The organism is Desulfofundulus thermosubterraneus DSM 16057, from assembly GCF_900142025.1.
Classification (GTDB): domain Bacteria; phylum Bacillota; class Desulfotomaculia; order Desulfotomaculales; family Desulfovirgulaceae; genus Desulfofundulus; species Desulfofundulus thermosubterraneus.
On sequence record NZ_FQZM01000024.1, the window covers coordinates 17,847 to 39,787 of the forward strand.

At 59.3% G+C, this 21,941-nt stretch carries 23 protein-coding genes; 21 read left to right on the top strand and 2 right to left on the bottom strand.

The features are described from left to right. The first annotated feature begins 16 nt into the window (after positions 1-16). From glyA to BUA65_RS10180, 20 genes are all read left to right on the top strand, one after another. On the top strand, positions 17-1,258 hold the full coding sequence (glyA, locus tag BUA65_RS10085; RefSeq protein WP_072869398.1) for a serine hydroxymethyltransferase: 1,242 nt from the start codon (positions 17-19) through the stop codon (positions 1,256-1,258). 64 nt (positions 1,259-1,322) lie between these two features. Then, a complete protein-coding gene (locus tag BUA65_RS10090; RefSeq protein ID WP_084062277.1) occupies positions 1,323-1,760 on the top strand; it encodes a deoxycytidylate deaminase in 438 nt (145 codons plus the stop codon). A gap of 66 nt (positions 1,761-1,826) precedes the next feature. Continuing rightward, positions 1,827-2,480: an HAD family hydrolase gene (locus tag BUA65_RS10095; RefSeq protein WP_072869401.1), complete on the top strand. Its 654-nt coding sequence runs from the start codon at positions 1,827-1,829 to the stop codon at positions 2,478-2,480. Next, a complete protein-coding gene (locus BUA65_RS10100; protein WP_072869403.1) occupies positions 2,471-3,079 on the top strand; it encodes a hypothetical protein in 609 nt (202 codons plus the stop codon). The genes BUA65_RS10095 and BUA65_RS10100 overlap by 10 nt, the downstream gene beginning before the upstream one ends. Before the next feature lie 96 nt (positions 3,080-3,175). Continuing rightward, entirely contained in the window at positions 3,176-4,321 is a 1,146-nt protein-coding gene (wecB, locus tag BUA65_RS10105; RefSeq protein ID WP_072869405.1) for a non-hydrolyzing UDP-N-acetylglucosamine 2-epimerase, read from the top strand. 488 nt (positions 4,322-4,809) lie between these two features. Beyond that, complete coding sequence (locus BUA65_RS10110) at positions 4,810-5,040, top strand: AtpZ/AtpI family protein (protein WP_072869406.1); 231 nt, start codon at positions 4,810-4,812, stop codon at positions 5,038-5,040. Positions 5,041-5,046: 6 nt separating this feature from the next. Beyond that, positions 5,047-5,478 carry an ATP synthase subunit I gene (locus BUA65_RS10115; protein ID WP_072869409.1) on the top strand — a complete coding sequence of 144 codons (432 nt, stop codon included), beginning with the start codon at positions 5,047-5,049 and terminating at the stop codon, positions 5,476-5,478. 17 nt (positions 5,479-5,495) lie between these two features. Beyond that, on the top strand, positions 5,496-6,236 hold the full coding sequence (gene atpB, locus BUA65_RS10120; protein ID WP_072869410.1) for a F0F1 ATP synthase subunit A: 741 nt from the start codon (positions 5,496-5,498) through the stop codon (positions 6,234-6,236). 72 nt (positions 6,237-6,308) lie between these two features. Continuing rightward, positions 6,309-6,545 carry a F0F1 ATP synthase subunit C gene (gene atpE / locus BUA65_RS10125; protein WP_013824414.1) on the top strand — a complete coding sequence of 79 codons (237 nt, stop codon included), beginning with the start codon at positions 6,309-6,311 and terminating at the stop codon, positions 6,543-6,545. A 102-nt stretch (positions 6,546-6,647) separates the two neighbouring features. After that, positions 6,648-7,142 (top strand): F0F1 ATP synthase subunit B, encoded by a 495-nt coding sequence (gene atpF / locus BUA65_RS10130; protein ID WP_013824413.1) that lies wholly within the window; start codon positions 6,648-6,650, stop codon positions 7,140-7,142. After that, the gene (locus BUA65_RS10135) at positions 7,136-7,678 is read left to right on the top strand and encodes a F0F1 ATP synthase subunit delta (protein ID WP_072869412.1); all 543 of its coding nucleotides are present in this window, start codon (positions 7,136-7,138) and stop codon (positions 7,676-7,678) included. Before atpF ends, BUA65_RS10135 begins: the two co-directional genes overlap by 7 nt. Positions 7,679-7,702: 24 nt before the next feature. Then, positions 7,703-9,238: a F0F1 ATP synthase subunit alpha gene (atpA, locus tag BUA65_RS10140; protein ID WP_072869414.1), complete on the top strand. Its 1,536-nt coding sequence runs from the start codon at positions 7,703-7,705 to the stop codon at positions 9,236-9,238. A 50-nt stretch (positions 9,239-9,288) separates the two neighbouring features. After that, a complete protein-coding gene (gene atpG, locus BUA65_RS10145) occupies positions 9,289-10,155 on the top strand; it encodes an ATP synthase F1 subunit gamma (protein WP_072869416.1) in 867 nt (288 codons plus the stop codon). 57 nt (positions 10,156-10,212) lie between these two features. After that, entirely contained in the window at positions 10,213-11,616 is a 1,404-nt protein-coding gene (gene atpD, locus BUA65_RS10150) for a F0F1 ATP synthase subunit beta (protein ID WP_072869417.1), read from the top strand. A gap of 1 nt (position 11,617) precedes the next feature. Next, on the top strand, positions 11,618-12,019 hold the full coding sequence (locus BUA65_RS10155) for a F0F1 ATP synthase subunit epsilon (protein ID WP_072869419.1): 402 nt from the start codon (positions 11,618-11,620) through the stop codon (positions 12,017-12,019). A 172-nt stretch (positions 12,020-12,191) separates the two neighbouring features. Continuing rightward, entirely contained in the window at positions 12,192-13,166 is a 975-nt protein-coding gene (gene spoIID / locus BUA65_RS10160) for a stage II sporulation protein D (RefSeq protein ID WP_439328940.1), read from the top strand. Positions 13,167-13,224: 58 nt separating this feature from the next. Beyond that, complete coding sequence (locus BUA65_RS10165) at positions 13,225-13,977, top strand: murein hydrolase activator EnvC family protein (protein ID WP_072869421.1); 753 nt, start codon at positions 13,225-13,227, stop codon at positions 13,975-13,977. An 82-nt stretch (positions 13,978-14,059) separates the two neighbouring features. Next, positions 14,060-14,308 carry a sporulation transcriptional regulator SpoIIID gene (spoIIID, locus tag BUA65_RS10170; protein WP_072869423.1) on the top strand — a complete coding sequence of 83 codons (249 nt, stop codon included), beginning with the start codon at positions 14,060-14,062 and terminating at the stop codon, positions 14,306-14,308. Positions 14,309-14,474: 166 nt separating this feature from the next. Next, entirely contained in the window at positions 14,475-15,518 is a 1,044-nt protein-coding gene (locus BUA65_RS10175; RefSeq protein WP_072869424.1) for a rod shape-determining protein, read from the top strand. Between the two features lie 485 nt (positions 15,519-16,003). Further along, positions 16,004-16,567 carry a Uma2 family endonuclease gene (locus BUA65_RS10180; protein WP_072869426.1) on the top strand — a complete coding sequence of 188 codons (564 nt, stop codon included), beginning with the start codon at positions 16,004-16,006 and terminating at the stop codon, positions 16,565-16,567. 32 nt (positions 16,568-16,599) lie between these two features. On the opposite strand, the gene BUA65_RS10185 is transcribed toward BUA65_RS10180, so the two are convergent. Further along, on the bottom strand, positions 16,600-17,007 hold the full coding sequence (locus BUA65_RS10185; RefSeq protein WP_072869428.1) for a putative toxin-antitoxin system toxin component, PIN family: 408 nt from the start codon (positions 17,005-17,007) through the stop codon (positions 16,600-16,602). Then, positions 17,004-17,264, bottom strand: a complete 261-nt coding sequence (locus BUA65_RS10190; protein ID WP_034634349.1) for an AbrB/MazE/SpoVT family DNA-binding domain-containing protein — start codon at positions 17,262-17,264, stop codon at positions 17,004-17,006. The genes BUA65_RS10185 and BUA65_RS10190 overlap by 4 nt, the downstream gene beginning before the upstream one ends. A 287-nt stretch (positions 17,265-17,551) precedes the next feature. Here BUA65_RS10190 and BUA65_RS10195 point away from each other — a divergent pair, with 287 nt between their 5' ends. Further along, positions 17,552-21,883: a S8 family serine peptidase gene (locus BUA65_RS10195; protein ID WP_072869429.1), complete on the top strand. Its 4,332-nt coding sequence runs from the start codon at positions 17,552-17,554 to the stop codon at positions 21,881-21,883. The last annotated feature ends 58 nt before the right edge of the window (positions 21,884-21,941 follow it).

Consider the following 21,941-nt stretch of genomic DNA (forward strand, 5'->3'; position numbering starts at 1 on the left):
GGGAGGAACCGACATAATGGATATGAACAGACCTTTAGCTGCAGTGGACCCTGAAATTGCCCGGGCAATTGAGCTGGAGTTGGGCCGCCAGCGCGATACCCTGGAACTGATCGCCTCCGAAAATGCCGCCAGCCGGGCGGTAATGGAGGCCCAGGGTTCGGTGCTCACCAACAAGTACGCCGAAGGTTATCCCGGGCGGCGTTATTACGGTGGCTGCCAGTTCGTAGATATTGCGGAGGAACTGGCTATAAACCGGGCCAAGGAGCTGTTTGGTGCCGAGCATGTCAATGTGCAGCCCCACTCCGGTGCCCAGGCCAACATGGCGGTTTACTTCGCCCTGCTGGAACCGGGAGATACCATCCTGGGCATGAACCTGGCCCACGGCGGCCATCTCACCCACGGCAGCCCCTTGAATATGTCCGGAAAATATTTTCGTGTGGCTTTTTACGGGGTAGAAAAGGATACGGGCCTGATCAACTACGAGAAGGTTTTTGCCGCCGCCTTTGAACATAAGCCGAAGATCATCGTGGCCGGGGCCAGCGCCTACCCCCGGGCCATTGACTTTTATAAGTTTAAGGAAATCGCCGAAGAAGTGGGGGCCTACCTGATGGTGGACATGGCCCACATTGCCGGGCTGGTGGCCGCCGGTGAGCACATGAACCCGGTGCCCTACGCCGATGTGGTGACCACCACCACCCATAAAACCCTGCGCGGCCCCCGGGGCGGCATGATTTTATGCCGGGCTAAATATGCCCCGACTATTGACAAGGCGGTCTTCCCGGGTATCCAGGGCGGGCCCCTGATGCACGTCATTGCCGCCAAAGCTGTAGCTCTTAAAGAGGCGCAGCAGCCGGAATTCAAGGAATACCAGCGGCAGATCGTCAAAAACGCCCGCGCTCTGGCCCGGTTCCTGATGGACCGGGGTTTTGAACTGGTCAGCGGCGGCACCGATAACCACCTGATGCTGGTGGATTTGCGCAACAAGGGGGTTACCGGCCGCGAGGCGGAAGCCATCCTGGATTCCGTCGGCGTAACGGTAAACAAAAATGCCATCCCCTATGACCCGCAGCCCCCGGCGGTGTCCAGCGGAATACGCATCGGCACGCCGGCTGTGACCACCCGCGGTCTAAAGGAAGCGGATATGGAGACGGTGGCCGAAATCATCCACCTGGCTTTGAGCTTCCGGGATAATCCAGACAAGCTGAACCGGGTGCGTGAAATGGTGGCCGGGCTGTGCCGCCGGTACCCGCTGTATTAGGCGGGGCACTAAGAGAACAAAGGACCGGCGCACTGCCGTTCCCGGAGACCGGAGGTGAGCGGCCCTGGTTAAAAGACCTTCATTTGATGAGATTTATATGGAAGTGGTCGACGTTATTGCCCGGCGCTCCACCTGCCTGCGCAAAAAGGTGGGAGCTGTAATTGTGGTGGACCGGCGCATTATTTCCCACGGTTACAACGGGGTGGTCAGCGGAGCGGAGCACTGCATTGATACCGGCCAGTGCCTGAAGGATCTGGCCGGCCGGGAAGACTACAAGCCCTGCGTTCACGCCGAGCAAAACGCCATCTGCCTCTGTGCCAAGCGGGGCCTGGCCGTGGGCGGCGGCACGCTTTATGTGAACGCCGACATCTGCTTGACCTGCGCCAAGCTCATTGTCTCCTGCGCCCTGTCCCGGGTGGTGGTGCGCCGGGATTACCGGGGCACCGAGGAGGGCATAGAGTTCCTGCGCCGCCACGGCGTGCAGGTGGACCTGTGGGAGTGACCGGCCATCGCCAGACGAAAGGCAGCCCTTTTCGATATCGGAGCCACCCTGATCACCGGACCGGAAGTGTCTCCAACCAAACAAATTGCCCGGCTGCTGGGGTTGCCCCCGGAGCAGGACCGGCTGGTGGGGGATGTAATTATGTGCCGGGAGTTTGCTGGCCCCCGGGAGGTCTGCGCCGCCCTGGCTGAAGTGGCCTCCCTGAGTCGGCAGCATGAGGAGGCCCTCTCGCGCCTCTGGGCCGACCAGGAGGTGGCCGCGGTGGAAATACCGGGCGCGGCCCGGGCGGTAGCGCGGGCCCGGGAGCTGGGCTTTGCTGTGGGCCTGGTTTCAGACATCTGGGTTCCCTACTACCAGGCTTTTTTGCGTGCCTGCCCGGATATCGCTCCCCTGGTGGATTACGCTGCTTTAAGTTTTCGCCTGGGCAGGAAAAAGCCTGCGGAAGAGCTCTACCGGGCGGCCCTGGAGGCCCTGGATGCCGACCCCCGGCGTTCTGTCATGATCGGGGACACCTATGAAAAGGATATCCTGCCGGCCATAAACCTGGGGCTGGCCACCATCTGGGTCCTTTCCCGCCCCGAGCGGGAGTACCCGGCCATGGCCCGGGTGTTATGGGGTGAGTGGCCCCGGCCGGATATCATTGTGCCGGATACGAGCCGGCTTGCCCGGGTCCTGGACGAACTTGAACAAAAGAGGAGAGGTACTTGTACATGGAAATAACCAAAGTGGTACGCCATACACCCGGGGAACTTGTGGACAAACTGCGCCGGGTTACTATGCTCACCGACCCGGACTGTTACATCTACCGGGACGTCTTCATCTCCCTGGAAAAAATTCACACCAATTACCTGGCGCCGGCCCAATCATATGTGCTCACCGGTGAACTGCAAAAGGTGCGGGAGCTTAAGTGGGAACTGGCCCGCCACGGGTGCGACCTTTTCCATCTCGACGGGTATGTCACCCTTTACCTGGCCGGTTACGACGAGCCGGTGGACCTCCTGCCGCCGGTCATTGAGGAATCGGTTGAGGCCGACGGATCGGTATTCAACATCATCTGCGACGGCATGCACCGGGTCTACCTGGCCCGCCTGGAATGGATCGTTCCCCAGGTAATCTTTATCCGGGGCGTGCCGAAGGACAAGCCCTATTACGCCTATCCCCTGCCCGGTGGCTGGTCCCAGGTGGTTTTGCGGGAGGACCTGCCGCCGGGATTCATCAAAAAGTGGCACCGCATTGCCGGGTATAAATCCCTGTACCGCAACTTTAATTCCGCCTTTTACAATGTGGGTGGTCCCCGGGGGCACTTCCGCAAAGGATGAGGGGATGGAATTTACTCCCTTATATTTCAAGGATAAGCTGCATATAGTTAATCCGCGGGGATTTGTCGTTTAATTACCAGTCCAAGGAGACAAACTATGCTCAAGGTTCTCACTGTTTTCGGCACCCGGCCGGAGGCCATCAAGATGGCCCCCCTGATCAAGGAACTGCAGAGGCACCCGGACCGGCTCCTCTGCCGGGTGGCCGTCACCGCCCAGCACAGGGAAATGCTGGATCAGGTGTTACATCTTTTTCAGATTGTTCCCGACCACGACCTGGACATCATGAGGCCCGGCCAGAGCCTCTTCGACATCACCCGCCGGGCACTGGACGGCCTGGAGCAGGTCATGGCAAGAGAAAAGCCGGACCTGGTGCTGGTGCACGGCGATACCACCACCACCTTTGTGGCTGCTCTAGCCGCCTTCTACTTTCAAATACCGGTGGGCCACGTGGAGGCGGGCCTGCGCACGGGGGATAAATATTCCCCCTTTCCCGAGGAAATCAACCGCCACCTCACGGCGGTGGTGACGGACTTGCACTTTGCTCCTACCGCCACCGCCCGGGATAACCTGCTGCGGGAAGGGGTGGCCCCGGAAAAGATCTTTGTCACGGGAAATACTGTCATCGACGCCCTGCTGGCTACGGTGGACCCCCATTACCGGTTCGGCGATGCCGGACTGGCCGGCATAGACTACCGGCGCCGGCGGGTGCTGCTGGTGACCACCCACCGTCGGGAGAACCTGGGCGAACCCATGCAGGAAATTTACCTGGCCCTGCGGGATATCGTTGCCCTTTATCCCGATGTGGAGGTAGTTTTTCCCGTGCACAAAAACCCGGCGGTGCGGGGGGTGGTGCAGGAGGTGCTGGGGGAGTTGCCCCGGGTGCACCTCATCGAGCCCCTTTCCTACCAGCCCTTCGTTAATTTGATGAACCGGTGCTACCTGGTGCTTACGGACTCGGGCGGTTTGCAGGAAGAGGCCCCGGCCCTGGGCAAGCCGGTACTGGTGCTACGCAACACCACCGAACGTCCCGAAGCCATACGGGCCGGTACCGTGCGCCTGGTGGGTACAACCCGGGAGGCGGTTTTCAACGAAACCCGGCTCCTGCTGGACGACGCAGCCCGCTACCGGCAGATGGCCGAAGCGGTGAACCCCTACGGGGACGGCCGGGCTTCCCGGCGCATCAGCCAGGCCATTCTGTACCACTTCGGCCTGAGTGACGAACCGCCGGAGCCTTTTGAGTAAATGTTCAGTAGAACCGCTCTGTTAACTACAAAGGCACGGCGTTGTCCAGAGCGAGCGATTTTGCGGAGCGCCGGTAACAGCACCCGGTGAAGCGAGGTTGCCGGCTCGGCTCTCGAGGACGCCAACGAAACCAAGCGAAAGAAATGTGGAAGAACCACATCGGGTAGAAAAAGTGAAACAGCATAAAAACAGTATCGATGGCAATCCGCAGAGAGCCAGAGCCGGCCCGAAGCGAACCGTGGTGCTGTCGGCGCGGAGCACATGAGTGAGCGGGACAACGCCGTGCCTTAAGCAGGTTGACTGAACATTTACCCTTTTGTAGCCTTTAAATAGAACGCAGGCATTTCTCACGAAAAAAGTCTTCAGGCGGTGAAGGAATCAACGAGTTTATGTAGAACAATAACTTTGTGACGGGTGTAACGCAGCCGACATTTTTTCTGACAAAAAGTGACAGGTTGCCGCACCCGCACCAGGAAAGGTGACATACCATGGGCGAGCGCCGGGTGGGGGGCCGCATCCTGTCGGCCCTGGCCCTTACCACCACCATCGGCATGGAAATGGCCATCATGGTTACCGCCGGGTTTTACACCGGCCGGTGGCTGGATCACCAGTTACATACCGGGCCCTGGCTGATGACGGCGGGCATCCTTTTGGGGGTAGCCGCGGGCATCTGGGGGGTCATCCAAACCGTGTCACGTTTTTTCAAAAATTGGGGGTAGAGCCCTGTGCCTTCCTTGCCACCCGTTCCCGAACTGGATAACCAGTTAAAGCGCACGACCCGCATCACCGGGGGGTTAATGACTCTGGTGCTCCTGGCCATTGCGGCCAACCCGGGAGATTCCCTGGCCTGGGGCCTTTTTCTCGGCCTGGCCACCGGGCTGTACAACACCATTTCCCTGGCCTTGCGGATCAAGCGCCTGGGCTCACAGGACAGGAGCGGCGCCCGCAGCTACATGCGCCAGGGTTTGATCATGCGCCTGGCGCTGGTGGCGGTAGTAGTTTTGCTGGCCGGCCGGGTAGCCCATGTAAATGTGTACTGGCTGGGGGCGGGCCTTCTGGCTGTTCCCTGTATCACCGCCGTGGACGCGGCCCTCAGGGCGGCTCGTCTGAGCCGTTCCGAAGGAGGGGTGTTTTCAAAGGTAGAAGAAAAAATTTAAAAAGGGGGAGGTGATAATTGGTGAAAAGCCTGGAACAAGTTCACGAGGAACTAAACGTATGGGGTTTCCCCCACCATCCTTGGGAATTTACCGTGGGCAACACCCATATTGTCCTGAATCCCAAGACACTGGTGATGACCTGGATCGTCATGCTGCTGGTGATCCTCTTCACCGTTTCGGCTACCCGCAATATGAATATGAAGCGGCCGGGTAAACTCCAATTGGTGGTGGAGGAGATCTTCCAGTTTTTGCGGGGCCTGGTTTACGAAAATATGGACCCCAAAAAAGGCGCGGGCCTGATGTCCCTGATCTTTACACTCTTCATCTTCCTTCTCTTCAGCAACCTCTGGGGCCTGGTTCCCACCATGATGTCGCCCACCGCAGATGTGAATACCACCGCCGGGATGGCCATAATGGTTTTCTTCCTCGTCCAATTCATGGGGATCCGCTACAAAGGGGCCGGGCATTTCAAGCACTTCCTGGAACCATTTCCCTTCTTCCTGCCGCTTACCATTGTCGAAGAACTGGCTAAACCGGTAACCCTGGCCTTCCGTCTTTACGGGAACATCTACGGCGGCGAGGTTCTCATTGCGGTTCTCCTGGGGCTTTTAGGCCTGAACACCTTTGTCTTTGGCGGGTTTATCCCTTCGGTGGTGTGGCTGGCCTTCAGTATCTTTGTAGGGTTTATCCAGGCCTTTATCTTTACCATGCTCACCATTGCCTACATTTCTCAGGTGGTTAAAGAACACGAACATTAAGTTTTTCCCATCTCTATATATAGAGACATGGCTTTAGCAAATGGGAATTTTGGGAGAAAGGAGGGGAAAGTGATGGATGTGGGAGCTGCTGCTGCCCTCGGTACCTCTTTAGCCGTAGGTCTGGCCGCTCTGGGTGCCGGTATCGGTGACGGTCTGGTTACCGGCCGCACGGTGGAGGCGATGGCCCGCCAACCCGAATTAAGAGGTAACCTGCTGACCACAATGTTCATCTCCGTGGGTCTGATCGAGGCCCTGCCCATTATCGCGGTAGTTATTGCCTTCATGCTGTTTGGTAAAATCGGTGGTTAAAGCAGGTAACGGTGGGCAAAAGGTGGCATAGCGGGTTTTGCATTACCTGCTATTGCCTCCCTTTTGTCCCCGGCAACGGGTAGTAAGGAAGGAGGGGAACCGGTGGAAGCGCTGGGAATTAATCATACCCTGCTGGCCCAGATCATTAACTTTGTCATTTTGCTCATATTCCTTCGTCTGGTTGTCTACAAGCCCATCGTCAATATTCTGGAACAACGCCAGCAATATATAGCCAATAACGTGGCCGCCGCCGAAGAAGAGCGGAAACAGGCCGAGGCGCTGCGCCAGCAATACCTGGCCGAAATGCAAAAAGCGAGGGAAGAGGCCCAGGCCATCATCCAGCAGGCCACCAAGGCCGGTGAAGAAAAGGCCCAGGAGATTGTTGAAGCAGCCAGGGCCGAGGCGCAACGGATCAAGGAGAGCGCCCTTGAGGAAATTGCCCGGGAGAAGGAGAAGGCGGTTGCAGAATTGCGCGACCAGGTGGCTTCATTGTCCATCCTGGTGGCTCAAAAGATCATCAACCAGACCATCACCCCCGAAATTCAACACAGCCTGGTCCAGGAATTCATTAAAGAAACGGGGGATCTGCCATGTTAAAGGGGGCCGTAGCGCAGCGTTATGCCCAGGCCCTTTATGACCTGGCGGAAGCGCAAGGCCTGGTGGATCAGGTGGAACAAGAGCTAAGGGCGGTAGATCAGGTCATAGCTGATTCCCGTGAATTCCAAAAGGTGCTCTATCATCCCCGCATTACTGCACAGGAAAAGAAAGATGTGCTGAAAAATATCTTCTCCGGCAAGATTTCCCCAGTTACCGAGAATTTTCTCTTTTTACTGGTAGACAGGCACCGGGAAGCCTTCTTAAGTGATATTGTGGCCCATTATTCCAGCCTGGCCGACCGGGCCCGCAATATCGTGAAAGCTGAAGTAACCAGTGCCATCGAACTTACTAAAGAAGAAAAGAAAAAACTGGGGGAAGTTTTGAACAAAATTACCCGCAAGAAAGTGCAGACCGCATACAGCGTGGACCCCGCGCTAATTGGCGGGGTGGTGGTGCGTATTGGCGACCGGGTTATCGACGGCAGCCTGCGTACCCGGCTGGCAACCTTAAGAGAGCACCTCAGGCAAATAAGTTAAGGCGATAGGGGTGAAATTAGGAGCATGAATTTGCGACCGGAAGAGATCAGTTCGATCATTCGGCAGCAGATTGAAAAATACCAGGCGCAAATTGAAATGCGCGACGTGGGTACCGTAATCCAGGTCGGCGACGGTATTGCCCGCGTCTACGGCCTGGAAGACTGCATGGCCATGGAACTGCTGGAATTTCCGGCACCCGAAGAAGGCGCTGAACCCACCCTGGGTATGGCCCTCAACCTGGAAGAGGACAACATTGGTTGTGTGTTGCTCGGTGCTTACACCCACATCAAAGAAGGGGACACCGTTAAACGTACGGGACGTATTGCCTCCGTACCCGTGGGCGATGCCCTGATCGGCCGGGTGGTCAACCCCCTGGGACGCCCCCTGGACGGCAAGGGCCCCATCAAGAGCGACAAGTTCCGTCCCATTGAGCGTATAGCCCCCGGCGTAATCACCCGTAAACCCGTGCACCAGCCCCTGCAAACCGGTTTAAAAGCCATCGACTCCATGATCCCCATCGGCAGAGGCCAGCGGGAATTGATCCTCGGCGACCGGCAAACCGGTAAGACAGCCATTGCCGTGGACGCTATCATCAACCAGAAAGGCAAGGACGTCATCTGTATCTATGTGGCCATCGGCCAGAAAGCCTCCACGGTAGCCAACGTGGTGCAGCGACTGCGGGATTTCGGCGCCATGGATTACACCATCGTGGTTTCGGCCACCGCCTCCGACCCGGCACCGCTTCTGTTCATTGCCCCCTATGCCGGCTGCGCCATGGGCGAGGAGTTTTTAGAGCAGGGCAAACACGTGCTCATTATCTACGACGACCTTTCCAAGCAAGCCGTAGCCTATCGCGAGCTTTCCCTGCTCCTGCGGCGTCCCCCCGGCCGTGAAGCCTATCCCGGTGACGTGTTCAACCTGCACTCCCGCCTGCTGGAGCGGGCCTGTAAGCTGAATGACGACCTGGGGGGCGGTTCCATAACTGCGCTACCCATCATTGAAACCCAGGCCGGTGACGTTTCGGCCTACATTCCCACCAACGTGATTTCCATTACCGACGGCCAGATTTACCTGGAACCCGACCTGTTCTATGCCGGCGTCCGCCCGGCCATCAACGTGGGCCTTTCGGTATCCCGGGTGGGTGGCGCCGCCCAGATCAAGGCCATGAAGCAAGTGGCCGGACGGCTGCGCCTGGACCTGGCCCAGTACCGCGAGCTGGCTGCCTTCGCCCAGTTCGGTTCCGACCTGGACAAGGCCACCCAGGCCCGTTTGATCCGCGGCCAGCGCATGGTGGAACTGCTCAAACAGAAGCAATACGCCCCCATGGCGGTGGAAGACCAGGTTATGGTCATTTACGCCGGTGTAAACGGCTACCTGGACGACCTGCCGGTGGATAAGGTTCTGCCTTTTGAAGAGGAGTTCTTGAACTACATGCACACAAGCCATCCGGAAGTGGGCGAAGCCATTGCCAAGACCGGTGAGCTGTCCAAGGAAACGGAAGAAAAACTGAAAGCGGCCATTATCGAATTCAAGAAGGGCTTTGTGGCCCGGACGGCCTGATCAACGCTTCCCGGTCTTCCGGTAGTAGCGACGCGAGGTGGTGAAAAAGAGTGCCAAGTTTACGGGACTTGCGGCGGCGTATTAAAAGTATCAAGAGCACCCAGCAGATCACCAAGGCCATGAAGGCGGTTTCCGCCGCCAAGATGCGCCGGGCCCAGGAGCAGGTTCTCTCGGCCAGGCCCTACGCCCGGCGGATGAAAGACGTGCTGGGGCGGGTTGCCACCGCCGCGGCCGGGGTTAAGCACCCCCTTTTGGAGGTACGGGAGCCCAGGAGGGTGGCTTATGTTCTTATCACGGCGGACAGGGGGTTGTGCGGCGGCTTTAACGCCAACCTGATCCGCAGGACCGTTCAGGAGACAAAAAACATCAACGCTGAACTGAGCCTGGTCTGCGTTGGGCGCAAAGGCCGCGACTATTTCCGCCGCCGGGGTTACAATATCGCCCAGCAGTACGTGGGCCTGGGCGAAACCATTAAATTGAGCCACGCCCAGGAGGTTGCCCGCTACGTTATGGATAAATATGCGGCGGGGGAATTTGATGCCGTCTACCTCATCTACAGCGAATTTGTCAACGTGCTGGTGCAGCGGCCCAAGGTGGTCAAACTTCTCCCCGTGGAACCTCCCGAGGGGCAGGAAAACGGCGAAGGAAAGCCCGGCAGGGTGGAGTATATCTTTGAGCCCTCGGCAGAAAGCGTATTGTCCGAGCTGTTGCCCATGTACGTGGAGAACATGGTCTTTCACGGCCTTCTAGAATCAAAGGCCAGCGAGCACAGCGCCCGCATGACCGCCATGGACAACGCCACCAAGAACGCTGGCGATATGATCGACAGGCTGACCCTGTCCATGAACCGGGCCCGCCAGGCCGCCATTACCAAGGAAATTTCCGAAATTGTCGGCGGAGCGGCGGCCCTGGAATAAACGTTACCGTTCCCCTGGCTAACACAAGCTTCGCGCGAAGGAGGTACGGAGTAGCTGATGAATGTTGGTCATGTAGTGCAGGTCATTGGCGTGGTGGTGGACGTCCGCTTCCCACCGGGCCAGGTGCCTGATATCTATAATGCCCTGAAGATCCGCCGCGAAGGGCAGGAGGACCTGACCCTGGAGGTGGCGCAGCACCTGGGCAACAACATCGTGCGCACTGTGGCCATGTCCTCCACCGACGGTCTGGTGCGGGGCATGGAAGTGATTGATACCGGCAAGCCGATCACCGTTCCCGTGGGGCGGGCCGTCCTGGGCCGCCTGGTGGACGTGCTGGGCGAGCCCATTGACGGCAAAGGCCCCATTAAGAGCGACTTCTATTATCCCATTCACCGGCCGGCACCGCCCCTGGCCGAGCAGTCCACCCGGGCCGAGCAGCTGGAGACCGGCCTGAAGGTGGTCGACCTGCTGGTGCCCTTCCTGAAGGGCGGCAAGATCGCCATGTTCGGGGGCGCCGGCGTGGGCAAGACGGTTATCGTGATGGAGCTGATCAACAACATTGCCAAGCAGCACGGCGGTATCTCCGTGTTTGCCGGCGTGGGTGAGCGCACCCGCGAGGGCAACGATCTCTACCGGGAGATGACCGAGGCGGGCGTGCTTGACAAGACCATCATGGTGTTCGGCCAGATGAACGAACCGCCGGGGTGCCGCCTCCGGGTAGGCTTGACCGGGCTGTGCATGGCCGAGTACTTCCGGGATGAAGAAGGGGCCGACGTGCTCCTGTTTATCGACAACATCTTCCGTTTCACCCAGGCCGGTTCCGAGGTTTCCGCCCTCCTGGGCCGGATGCCTTCGGCCGTGGGTTACCAGCCCACCCTGGCCACGGAAATGGGCCAGCTGCAGGAGCGGATTACTTCCACCATGAAGGGTTCGGTTACTTCAGTGCAGGCCGTGTACGTGCCCGCCGACGACCTGACCGACCCGGCGCCGGCGACCACCTTTGCCCACCTGGACGCCACCGTGGTGCTGTCCCGGCAAATTGCCGAGCTGGGTATTTACCCGGCGGTGGACCCCCTGGATTCCACCTCCCGCATCCTCGACCCCAACGTGGTGGGCCAGGAGCACTACGAGGTGGCCCGGGGCGTGCAAAAGGTTCTGCAGCGCTACAAGGAGCTGCAAGATATCATCGCCATCCTGGGTATGGAAGAACTATCCGACGAGGACAAACTGATCGTGGCCCGGGCCCGGAAGCTGCAGCGCTTCCTGTCCCAGCCCTTCCACGTGGCCGAGCAGTTCACCGGCCGGCCGGGCGTGTACGTGCCGCTCAAGGAAACCATCCGCGGGTTCAAGGAGATCCTGGAGGGCAAGCACGACGACCTGCCGGAAGAAGCCTTCTACATGGTGGGTACTATCGACGACGCGGTGGCCAAGGCGAAAAGCTTAGCAGAGGGAAGTGCGTAAAATGGCGGAAAAAACCCAACGCCTGGAAATTGTCACTCCCGAGCGCAAGGTTTACAGCGGCGATGTCCGCTTTGTGGTGGTGCCGGGCGTGGAAGGCGAACTGGGCTTCCTGCCGGATCACGCTCCCCTGGTCAGCGCCTTAAAAATCGGCGTGATGAAGGTCCAGGAGGATGGCAGGACCTTCAAGGTGGCGATAAGCGGGGGATTTGTGGAGGTGCGGAACAGCCGGGTCACCGTTCTGGCCCGCACCGCAGAGCGGGACAACGAAATCGACCGGGAGCGGGCCGAAGCGGCCAAAGCCAGGGCCGAACAACGGCTGGCTGCCAGAACGCCGGACATTGACGTGGTCAGGGCCGAGCTGGCCTTGAAGCGAGCCCTGGCCCGGTTGAAGGCGATATCGTAATTGAGGAGTAGATTAAGGTGGCAGTTAGTTCTGCCACCTTTTAGTTTTTGCTCGCCTGTATGAACAGGAAACTTTTGGGCAACAATGTGGGATAAGTACGGCCCGGACCCTGAAGGCATGTCCGCCGCGCCCGGAGCATATAAATTTCAACAGGTGGACAGGGGAGGTGGAGATGGTGCGCAGGCTGCTGCTGGGCTTGATCTGTATTATGCTGTCCCTCACCATGGGTCTGCCCGTGCTGGTGAACTACCTTTCGCCTGTCCGGATTCAGGAAAGGGAAACCCGGGTACGCCTTTACGTCCACAGCACCGGACGGATCGAGGAAATCCCCCTGGAAGAATACGTCACCGGGGTGGTGGCCGCCGAAATGCCGGCGGCCTTCCCCGTGGAGGCCTTGAAGGCCCAGGCGGTGGCAGCCCGCACCTATATCGTGCGCCGGCTGAACGCCGGCGGGGTAATAAATAACGACCACCCCGGGGCCGACGTATGCGATGACCATACCCACGGGCAGGCCTGGATTTCCCGGGAGGAGATGCGCCGGCGGTGGGGCACCCTCCGTTATTACGAGTACTACTACAAGATTAAAAAGGCGGTCGATGAAACCCGGGGCATGGTTTTAACTTACAATGGACAGTTGATAGAAGCCGCTTACCATGCCTCCTGCGGCGGACGTGGCACGGAGAGTGCCTCCGCAGTGTGGGCGGCGGACCTGCCCTACCTGGTGGGTGTGCCCTGCCCCCACGACGCCGATCCGGAACCCGTGCGCACAGTGAGTCTCCCCGTGACCCAGGTGGACCGGGCCCTGGGAGTGAGCGTGGAAGCCGTGCCTGTTGCCGCCGCTGGCCGTACCGGTGGGGTAAAAAGCCTCCTGGAGGTCCTGGAACGGACTCCCGCGGGCCGGCCCAAAACCGTACGCATTGGGGAAAAGAAGATGGCGGCTACGCTGGTGCGGGACCGCCTGGGCCTGCGTTCCACCGATTTTACCATGACCTTGAAGGGTGATCGTGTGGAGATTACCACCCGGGGCTACGGTCATGCCGTGGGTATGTGCCAGTACGGAGCAAAGGGTCTGGCCGAGCACGGTTACACTTTTGACCGCATCCTGAAACATTACTACACCGGGGTGGAGATCACCCGAATAAATTGATCACCAAATGGTCACAATACTCCTAAAAGCTTTTACAAGCTTGTCGGGAGTGATTAAATTGTGGCCCTTTGGCAAACGCCTTTCCGAACAGGATCCGGTGGAAAAATACCGCCGTTGGCTGCGCCGGTGGCTGCTGGGCAACTGGCTGCGCTATGCGGTGGTAAGCACCGTTGTTGTTACTTTGGTGATGATTTTGATCTGGGCTATGCTAAACACCTGGCAGCCCACAGGTTCGGTTCCCGTACCGGCTCCGGGTAAGGACCGGGGGGTGCAGTTGATGCACTCCCGGCCTGCAAAAGCAACCCAGCCAGCTGACGGAAAAACATTGGCCGGGGATGACAGCGGCCGGTTTGAGATTTACGCCCCGGTGGACGGCCAGATCGTTCAGGCATACGGGTGGGGCTATTCCGAAGTCTACGGTGACTTTCGATTCAACCAATCGGTTGCCTTTGGAGCTGGTGCCGGTGCCCTGGTAACAGCGGCGGCTCCCGGAACGGTCAGGGCGGTGGAGCCGGGGGCGGCCGTCGGGCAGTTTGGCGAAAAAATTGAAGAAACTTCAAGAACTTCGAGCAACCAGGTTCCCCTGAACTATAAAGTCACCATAGATCACGGTTACGGCTGGCAGACCGTCTACAGGGGGTTGGGGGAAGTGCAGGTGAAGGCTGGGCAGCACCTGAGCGCCCGGGCACCCCTGGGCACCCTGCCCCGGTCGGAGAAAGTGCTGGAATTTACCCTGCTTAAAGACGGCGCTGCCCGGGACCCAGCCGGGTACCTGGTGGAAAACATTCACCGGTGGCAATCCGGGTATTAGTTTAGGCCCGCGATGTTTTGGCAATTTTCCCGCTCCCGGCGCATATATATTCTATCAGGTACCATGCCGGGGAGGTAGGGCAATGCAGGAATACATCCAGAAAAGGGTACTGGACATTTGCGCCTATATCCTGGAGACCAGGGCCACCGTGCGCCAGGCGGCGCAGGTGTTTCAGGTGAGCAAGAGCACTGTGCACAAGGATATGACCGAACGGCTGCCTTCTTTGAATAAAAAGCTGGCCCGGGAAGTAAGGGCCATCCTGGAGCAGAATAAAGCCGAGCGGCATTTAAGGGGAGGGGAAGCAACGCGGAAAAAGTACAAGGAAGCGTAGAAAATTTTAAAGCCGGGCTAGAGGAATTTGGCTGATAATGTAGAAACCTACCAATCATGCCTTTCGGAAATAATGACCCTATCCCCGGCCCGTACTGCAAGGGGACAGGCCGGGCGGGCCCTAATTAACCGGTTACGTGGTTGAAGTAGGAAAGGAGACCATCCCAATGCTCGGCTTGAATAACGACATCGGTATAGATCTGGGTACTGCAAATGTGCTGGTTTATGTAAAGGGAAAGGGCATTGTCCTGCGGGAACCTTCTGTGGTGGCTATAAACAAAGAAAATGCCCGGGTCATCGCGGTGGGTTCCGAGGCCAGGCGCATGCTAGGCCGCACCCCCGGCAACATTGTGGCCATGCGACCTTTGCGGGACGGCGTCATTGCCGACTATGACGTGACGGAAAAAATGCTGCGCTACTTTCTCAGCCGGGCCGGCGGAAAAAAAGGCCTTTTCCGCCCCCGGGTAATGGTCTGTATCCCCTCCGGCGTGACCAGTGTGGAAGAACGGGCCGTGCGCCAGGCGGCCATCCAGGCCGGTGCCCGGCAGGCCTACGTTATCGAGGAGCCGCTGGCGGCGGCCCTGGGGGCCGGGCTGGACATTTCAGAACCTACCGGGACCATGGTGGTGGATATCGGCGGCGGCACCACCGATGTGGCCGTCCTCTCGCTGGGCGGGGTGGTATGCAGCCGGTCCCTGCGGCTGGGTGGAGACAGGTTCGACGAGGCCATCGTGCGCTACGTGCGCCGGGTGTTCAACCTGGCCATTGGGGAGCGCAGCGGCGAGGAGATCAAGATCAATGTCGGCAGTGCCGACCCGGCGAATGCACCCCGGCGGGAAATGGAAGTCCGCGGGCGGGATCTGATATCCGGCCTGCCCCGGGCGGTGGTCATCAACACCCACCAGGTTCACGAGGCCATTTCCGAAAGCCTGGAGGCGGTGGTGGGGGCGGTTAAGGAAGTGCTGGAGCACACTCCACCGGAACTGGCCGCTGATATAGTGGACAAGGGCATCGTCCTCACGGGGGGCGGGGCGCTGCTGCACGGCATCGATACCCTGTTGAGCCGGGAGACGGGCGTCCCGGTACATATAGCTGAAGACCCCCTCTCCTGCGTGGCTCTGGGAACGGGCCGGGCGCTCTCCATGCTAAACGTTCTCAAAGCCAACTCTCAACGCAAAAAGCGGCTATTGAGCATGAAGAAGATAGGTTAGGCGGGCAATCGCAGGGTGAACCTCCCTCGGGACAAGCCCGGGGGCTTCGTCCCCCCAGCACTCAACACCCAAATTAAGTTCTCACTTAGAAGTCAAGTGTTGCGATGGGTGTTGAGTGCTGGGTCATGTCGTCGGAAAGCCGCCCGCAAAACCGCAGGTCTTACGCTTTCCTTGTGAGCTACATGGCCGCGTCACCGCAACCAGGCCCGGTCCATAGGCGTCTACTACTTCGCCATGCGGCTACGTAGATACGTGCTTACTTCAAAGCACCAATCTCTTTCGGGAATCAGTTTTACGCAGCGGCCCATTGACCCGCTGCAACCCCATACCGATTGTCAAAGAGCACAGGTATATTATACCATGGGAATATATGTTTGGGAAGTATTTGTCGCCCTAACGGGCGACGCCCCTTTCATCCTACCCCACAAGGAGGTAGGTTTTCAGGGGCGGATTTTTATAAACGGCTGCCGGAAGGAGGGATCGCCGTGAGCCTGCCCGTACCTCCGGCGGGGGAGATAATCCTCACTTACGATGATTACCTGCAGCTGCCCGACGACGGGAAACGCTACGAGATCCTGGAAGGGGTGCTGCATGTGACGCCCTCGCCCACCACCCGCCACCAGCGGGTCTCCCGCAACCTGCATTTCATTTTACATGCCCATGTTACGGAAAATAACCTGGGAGAGGTTTTTTTCGCCCCGCTGGACGTGGTTTTCAGCAACATCAGCGTTACCCAACCCGATCTCCTTTATGTTTCCAGGGAAAGGCAAAATGTGATCACTGAAAAAAATATTACCGGCGCCCCCGATCTGGTAGGGGAGATTCTCTCCCCATCCGCATCAGGCGTTGATCAGGTTACGAAAGCCCAGGTCTACGCGCGCTACGGCGTACCCTACTACTGGGTGGTGGACCCGGAGGGAAAAACGGTAGACGAATTTCGCCTGAAGCGGGGAATTTACATGCCGGTGCGCCGCTGGGAGCAAAACGCTCAATTTACCCCGGAGCTGTTTCCCGGCCTGGTGGTGGAACTGGAGAAGGTCTGGGCGTGAAAAGGCCGTCATATTCCACGGAAAATGACGGCCTATGTTTTCAAAATATCCTGCAATAATTCAGACGCCCTTACTATTTTTATTCCAGCATACTCTCCTAACTGTAAGAGATGCTTGTCACCGGTGACAATATAACTGGCCCTTCCGGCTATAGCGCATTCGAGAACCATGTTATCGTCCGAATCCGCTGTAATAATATCCACCTTTTGTACCGGCCGGACAAAGACAATTACCGGCAATAACCTACCGATAAACCCGTCAATTTCCTCATCCTTAAAACCAAACTTGGGATATTGGGTTACACGGTAAAACTCGCTTAAAATCTGCGCGGAAAGGCAGAGCTCCAATTTTGACTCCAACACCATCTCGACAACGGCGGCCTCTGCACCCTTCCAGCCCAGGGCTGAAATGAGGACATTGGTATCCACCGTTATCCTCATTCTGTGACGCCTCGCGCCCATTTGATGGCCGCCTCGACATCATCGGGGGTTATACCTTCCCTTTTGAACCTTTCCCTGATCGGTCTGGCAAAATCATCGAAATCATTGGGCGGCACCATTTTCTTTATTTCCACGCGGGAGCCCTTCTTCTCAAAAAGAATGTAGTCCCCTTTTTTGATGTTCAGGAATTTCCTCAACTCCAGGGGAAGGGTTACCTGTCCTTTTGTGGTTATCCGGGCGATGTAAAGCTCGCTCATAATAATCATCCCCTTGGTAATACATTCTTGCTTGTAGGATATCATGACCTTTCTTATCAATCAAGAACCAATGTGTAAAAATTTTTTGCTCCCAACCCTTCCCGGTGAAACTTTTTACCCCAAAAAAACGTCTTAATGGTGGAAGCCAGAAGAAGGGGGAAGGGTGGTTGATAGTTAAAAAACTTAAGTATTTTATCTTACCGGCAGGAAAGTCCATTTTCTGTGTCGAACTATCATTTCAGCCAGGAACAGGAAATGAGCCCTGTTCTTTTTAAGGAGACCGGATTATGCGTAAATGGTTTCAGCGCTACCGTTTGCCGGCGGTTTTGCTTTTTCTGGCAGCGGGAATTGGTTTGCTTTTTGCCTGTGCCCTGCCGGGTCTGGAAAAGGCCAAAAACCGGGCTGATGCCGGAGCGCCTGGTACCCCTCCCGGCGGCAGGGATAAACAGGTCATCGACGCCGGCCCGGATGACCGGGGCCTGTATTCTCTAAACCTTTCCCGGCACCTGCAGCCGGCTGAGCTGGAGCATCTGCGCCGGCTGGCCGAAGTGGGCGATTACACCGGCGGGGAAACGCTTATCGTGCGCTGTTCCGCAAAACTGGTCAAGGACCTGGTGCCACTGGGCTTTATTAAGGAAGTAAAACCCTACGCACCGGAGGAAAAGTTGAAGACCCTGGTAGAGGCCGGTTTGTACGCTAAGGAAAAGGAATCTGTAGAACACTTAGCCAGAGATGCGGCGAAACCGCCAGGGGGTGCTCCCGCACCGAACGACGGTGCTTCCGGGGATGACGGGATTACCGTCAACCTGGTGGTCTTTCACTCCCGGGACAAGGATGATCTGGCCGTGTTGGTGAAAGCCAGCGGGGGAGAAGTGTTGCGGGGGCTGGATGAAGAGGGAGTCGTGCTGCGGGCGCGCCTGCCCCGAAAGGAACTGCCTGAGCTGGCCTCCTCGCCCCTGGTGCTGCGCATCGAACCGTACGCCGACCCGCGTTTCTTAAACGACCGGGCGGCGGGTATAGTGGGTGCGACCCCCCTGCAGGCCCCGGGGTTTGTCGCTCCCGGCGGTTTAAACGGCGCCGGGCAGGTGGTGGCCCTGGCCGACAGCGGCCTGGGAAACGGGGACCTGGAGAACCTGCACCCCGACTTAAAAGATACACCGGGGCAAAAACCAAAGGTAATCATGCTCAAGTCCTGGTCCGGCCGTGTTAAGGCCGATGACCCGGTGGGGCACGGCACCCACATGGCGGCCACCATATCGGGAACCGGTGCCGCTTCCGGGGGGCAGTTTGCCGGCCTGGCCCCGGGGGCCAGCCTTTATTTTCAGGGCATCCTCAATAAAGAGGGGAGGATCGACCCCCCGGCGGACCTGACGGCCCTGTTCCGCCCGGCCTACGCGGCGGCCGCCCGCATTCACGTGGACGGCTGGGGCATTCCCGTGAATGCCTACCTGAGCAGTGCCGCCCAGACCGACGCCTTTGTGCGGCAAAACCCGGACTTTCTGGTCATCTTCGGTGCGGGCAACTCCGGGCCCGGTGCCGGGACCCTCACCGCCGAAGCCAACAGTAAAAACGCCCTGGTGGTGGGGGCAAGCGAAAGTGTGCGTCCTGCCTTCGGGCCAGCCAGCGACAACGCGGGGGAAGTGGCCTCCTTTTCCAGCCGTGGGCCGGCCAAAGACGGGCGTATTCGCCCCGACCTGGTGGCGCCGGGGACTGGTATTGTTTCGGCCCGTTCCCCCCTGGTAAAGGGGAATTTCCCGGCCAACCCGCAGTACACCCGTCTACAGGGAACCAGCATGGCCGCAGCCGTCACCGGCGGGGCGGCCGCCCTTTTGCGGCAGTACTTCCAGCAGGAGGGATTAAAAGCGCCTTCGGCGGCCCTGCTCAAAGCGGCCCTGATCAACGGAGCCGCCCCTATGGACGCGGAAGGGGCGGGGTTCGGCCGCCTGGATCTAACCGCCACGGTGCTGGGGCTCGCGGAAAAGACCTTCCTTTACGCCGATGAATCCGCTCCCCTGGCCGCTGGGGAAAGTAAGACCTACCGCTTCACGGTGGAAGATACCTCCCGCCCCTTCAAGGCCACCCTGGCCTGGACCGACCCTCCCGCCGAGCCGGGAGCGGACCGGGCGCTGGTCAACGACCTGGACCTGGTGGTGGTCGGCCCGGACGGCAGGGAATACCTGGGTAACGATAAGGGCGGGGGCGGGCGGGACGACCACAATAATGTGGAACAGGTGTTGATACCACACCCCGCCAGGGGTACGTATACGGTTATCGTGCGGGGCACGGACGTGCGCCGGGGCGCTAAACCCGCCTCACCGCCCGGGCAGGATTTCGCCCTGGTTTATGGCCAGCCTCTGGGTAAAAAAGTTATTGCCGCTGCGGATGAAAAAAGCCGCCAGGTGCGTTTCACCGACGGCGTCACGGCTTCCTTCCCCGGGCAGGGGCGCATTGCCCTGGGCGGCAAAACCCCGCCCTGGACTATAGACCACGCCCTGCCCGGAGCGGAGGCCTATGTGGATGAAGGGAACCGCATTCTTTACATAGTGGGCAGCGTCTGGCGGCAAAACGCGGTGGAACTGCTGCCCCTGGCGGCGGGCACCCTGCTCCAGGAAGCCAGCTCCCGGGTGCGGGAAGGGGGCTTTTACCTGGACCGGCGGGCGGAAAGCCCCCTGTGGGTCAACGACAGCCCGGCCGGTGTGCGGGATATTCCTCCCGGTGTGCGGCTGTGGGCTTCCATAAATCCCACCACCCAGATGGCCTGGCGGGCCTGGGTTTGGTTCCGGGAAGAGGAGGGAATTATTGACCGGGTGGATCTGGAGCACGGGCAAGTTTACCTGCTGGGGCAGCAGCAACCCTACCGGTTGGCCGCCGGCGCCAGCTGCGCCTTTGACGACCAGCTGGCAGCCGCCAGCCCGGAGGATTTGCCCTACGGTTACCCGGTAACCGGGGACCCGTCTCAACTGGCCCCGGGGATGAAAGTAAGGCTGATGCTTTCCCCGGGCCAGGACGAAGTGGTCTACCTGGCGGTACAGCGCACCCTGGCCGTGGGCACGGTGGAGGAGATGGATCCCGGCCGGAGCTGGTTGAAGCTGCAGGGGGCGGGGCGTTACCGGCTCATGCCCGGCCTTCCGGCAACCCTGGACGGGAAGTCCGCCTCCCCCGGTGATATCGCCCCGGGAGACCATGTTTGCCTGCTTTTGGCGGGCGACCAGGCCATATCCATAGACGCCCACCGGCAGGTGATCTACGGGCAGGTGATCTTTTATAAGGAAGAAAGCAAGTCCCTTCTTCTAGTGGACAGCCGGAATAAAATGCACTCCCTGACCATTACCCCCGACACCCTCTTTTTCCGATGGGGCCGGCCCAATGAGCCTTCCACATTGCTGCCCGGAGAATGGGTACGCATAACTCTGGCCAAAGGTATGAGCGGCGCCCTGCGGGTGGATGTGGCCGAAGTGGCCTCCAGCGGCAGCGCCCGGCTGGACGGGCTGGACCCGGTCCGCGGAACGATTAATTTTTCCGGGGACCGGGAAGGGCGCCTTTCCTCGCGTACCCTGATCACCAAAAACGGCTTTCCCGTGGGCGCGGATGACCTCCTGCCCGGGGAAGAGGTGGAATTCACCATTCTGTCCGGCCTCCAGGGGAAAACGGGGGTGGTGGCGGCCATCAAGGCCCATTCCCGGAGCGGGGTGCCTGCTCCCTCCCTGCAGGCCACCTGCCGGCCGGCAGGTAATGGTTTTATAATAAAAGGCAAAACCTCGGCCACAAAGATTTATCTATATACGCAGGAGGGTGATTGCCTGCCGGTAACGCTCGCCCGGGGCTACTTTGAAATCAATCTGCCCCGGAATACCGGCGATATCCTGCAGCTGGTGGCGGTTGACTCGCGAAGCGGGGGTGTAACGGGTGAATACCTGACCGTACCCCTGGAGGCCCTGTTCAGCGACCTGCAGGGCCACTGGGCCGGGAAGGAAATCGGGGAACTGGCTCAACTGGGCCTGGCCGGCGGTTATCCCGGCGGAAAGTTTTGTCCGGAAAAAGCGGCCACCCGGGCGGAGTTCACCCTGATGCTGGTGCGGGTGCTGGGGTGGGGCGGCAGCAGCGGCAGGGGGCCGGCGGCTCCGGACTCCGGCGGCGACGTTCCCGGAAAAGGCCAGGATTCCGGCGCCCGGGAGGGGTCCGGGGTTTCCATACCCTCCGACCTGCCGTCCTGGGCCGAAAAAGGAATCCGGGAGGCCCTCCTCCGGGGCATCGTTTCCGGATACCCGGACGGAACCTTCAAGCCTGATCACCCGGTGAGCCGGGTGGAAGCGGCGGCCATCCTGGCCCGGGTGCTGCAGGTGACCGGCCTGGCAATGTCGGATGCCGGTGACGGTGTGCAGCCCCGGCAGCCGGCCGCTTCGGGCGGTCAGGCTATAGCAGGGACAGGCTCTTCATCCCCTTACCGGGACTGGAACGCCGTCCCGGGCTGGGCGCGCCCTTCCGTAACCCTGGTGACGGAAGCGCGGCTGATGGTTGGGTATCCCGGCGGGCGCTTCGGCCCGGCCCAACCACTCACCCGCGCCCAGGCGGCGGTCATTGCCTGGCGTTTGCGTGCACTGATAACTGCCTCCGGCTGAGGCTTTTCTTTTTTTTGTTCCAATGTTAAAATTCGTAAAAGGGAAAGTTTGCTCAAAA

Coding starts and splice junctions, on each gene's coding strand:
- atpE (WP_013824414.1), top strand. CDS start 6,309: ATGGATGTGGGAGCTGCTGCTGCCCTCGGTACCTCTTTAGCCGTAGGT.
- spoIIID (WP_072869423.1), top strand. CDS start 14,060: ATGCAGGAATACATCCAGAAAAGGGTACTGGACATTTGCGCCTATATC.
- BUA65_RS10185 (WP_072869428.1), bottom strand. CDS start 17,007: ATGAGGATAACGGTGGATACCAATGTCCTCATTTCAGCCCTGGGCTGG.
- glyA (WP_072869398.1), top strand. CDS start 17: ATGGATATGAACAGACCTTTAGCTGCAGTGGACCCTGAAATTGCCCGG.
- BUA65_RS10190 (WP_034634349.1), bottom strand. CDS start 17,264: ATGAGCGAGCTTTACATCGCCCGGATAACCACAAAAGGACAGGTAACC.
- BUA65_RS10155 (WP_072869419.1), top strand. CDS start 11,618: ATGGCGGAAAAAACCCAACGCCTGGAAATTGTCACTCCCGAGCGCAAG.
- BUA65_RS10100 (WP_072869403.1), top strand. CDS start 2,471: ATGGAAATAACCAAAGTGGTACGCCATACACCCGGGGAACTTGTGGAC.
- wecB (WP_072869405.1), top strand. CDS start 3,176: ATGCTCAAGGTTCTCACTGTTTTCGGCACCCGGCCGGAGGCCATCAAG.
- BUA65_RS10135 (WP_072869412.1), top strand. CDS start 7,136: ATGTTAAAGGGGGCCGTAGCGCAGCGTTATGCCCAGGCCCTTTATGAC.
- BUA65_RS10195 (WP_072869429.1), top strand. CDS start 17,552: ATGCGTAAATGGTTTCAGCGCTACCGTTTGCCGGCGGTTTTGCTTTTT.
- BUA65_RS10110 (WP_072869406.1), top strand. CDS start 4,810: ATGGGCGAGCGCCGGGTGGGGGGCCGCATCCTGTCGGCCCTGGCCCTT.
- spoIID (WP_439328940.1), top strand. CDS start 12,192: ATGGTGCGCAGGCTGCTGCTGGGCTTGATCTGTATTATGCTGTCCCTC.
- BUA65_RS10175 (WP_072869424.1), top strand. CDS start 14,475: ATGCTCGGCTTGAATAACGACATCGGTATAGATCTGGGTACTGCAAAT.
- atpD (WP_072869417.1), top strand. CDS start 10,213: ATGAATGTTGGTCATGTAGTGCAGGTCATTGGCGTGGTGGTGGACGTC.
- atpA (WP_072869414.1), top strand. CDS start 7,703: ATGAATTTGCGACCGGAAGAGATCAGTTCGATCATTCGGCAGCAGATT.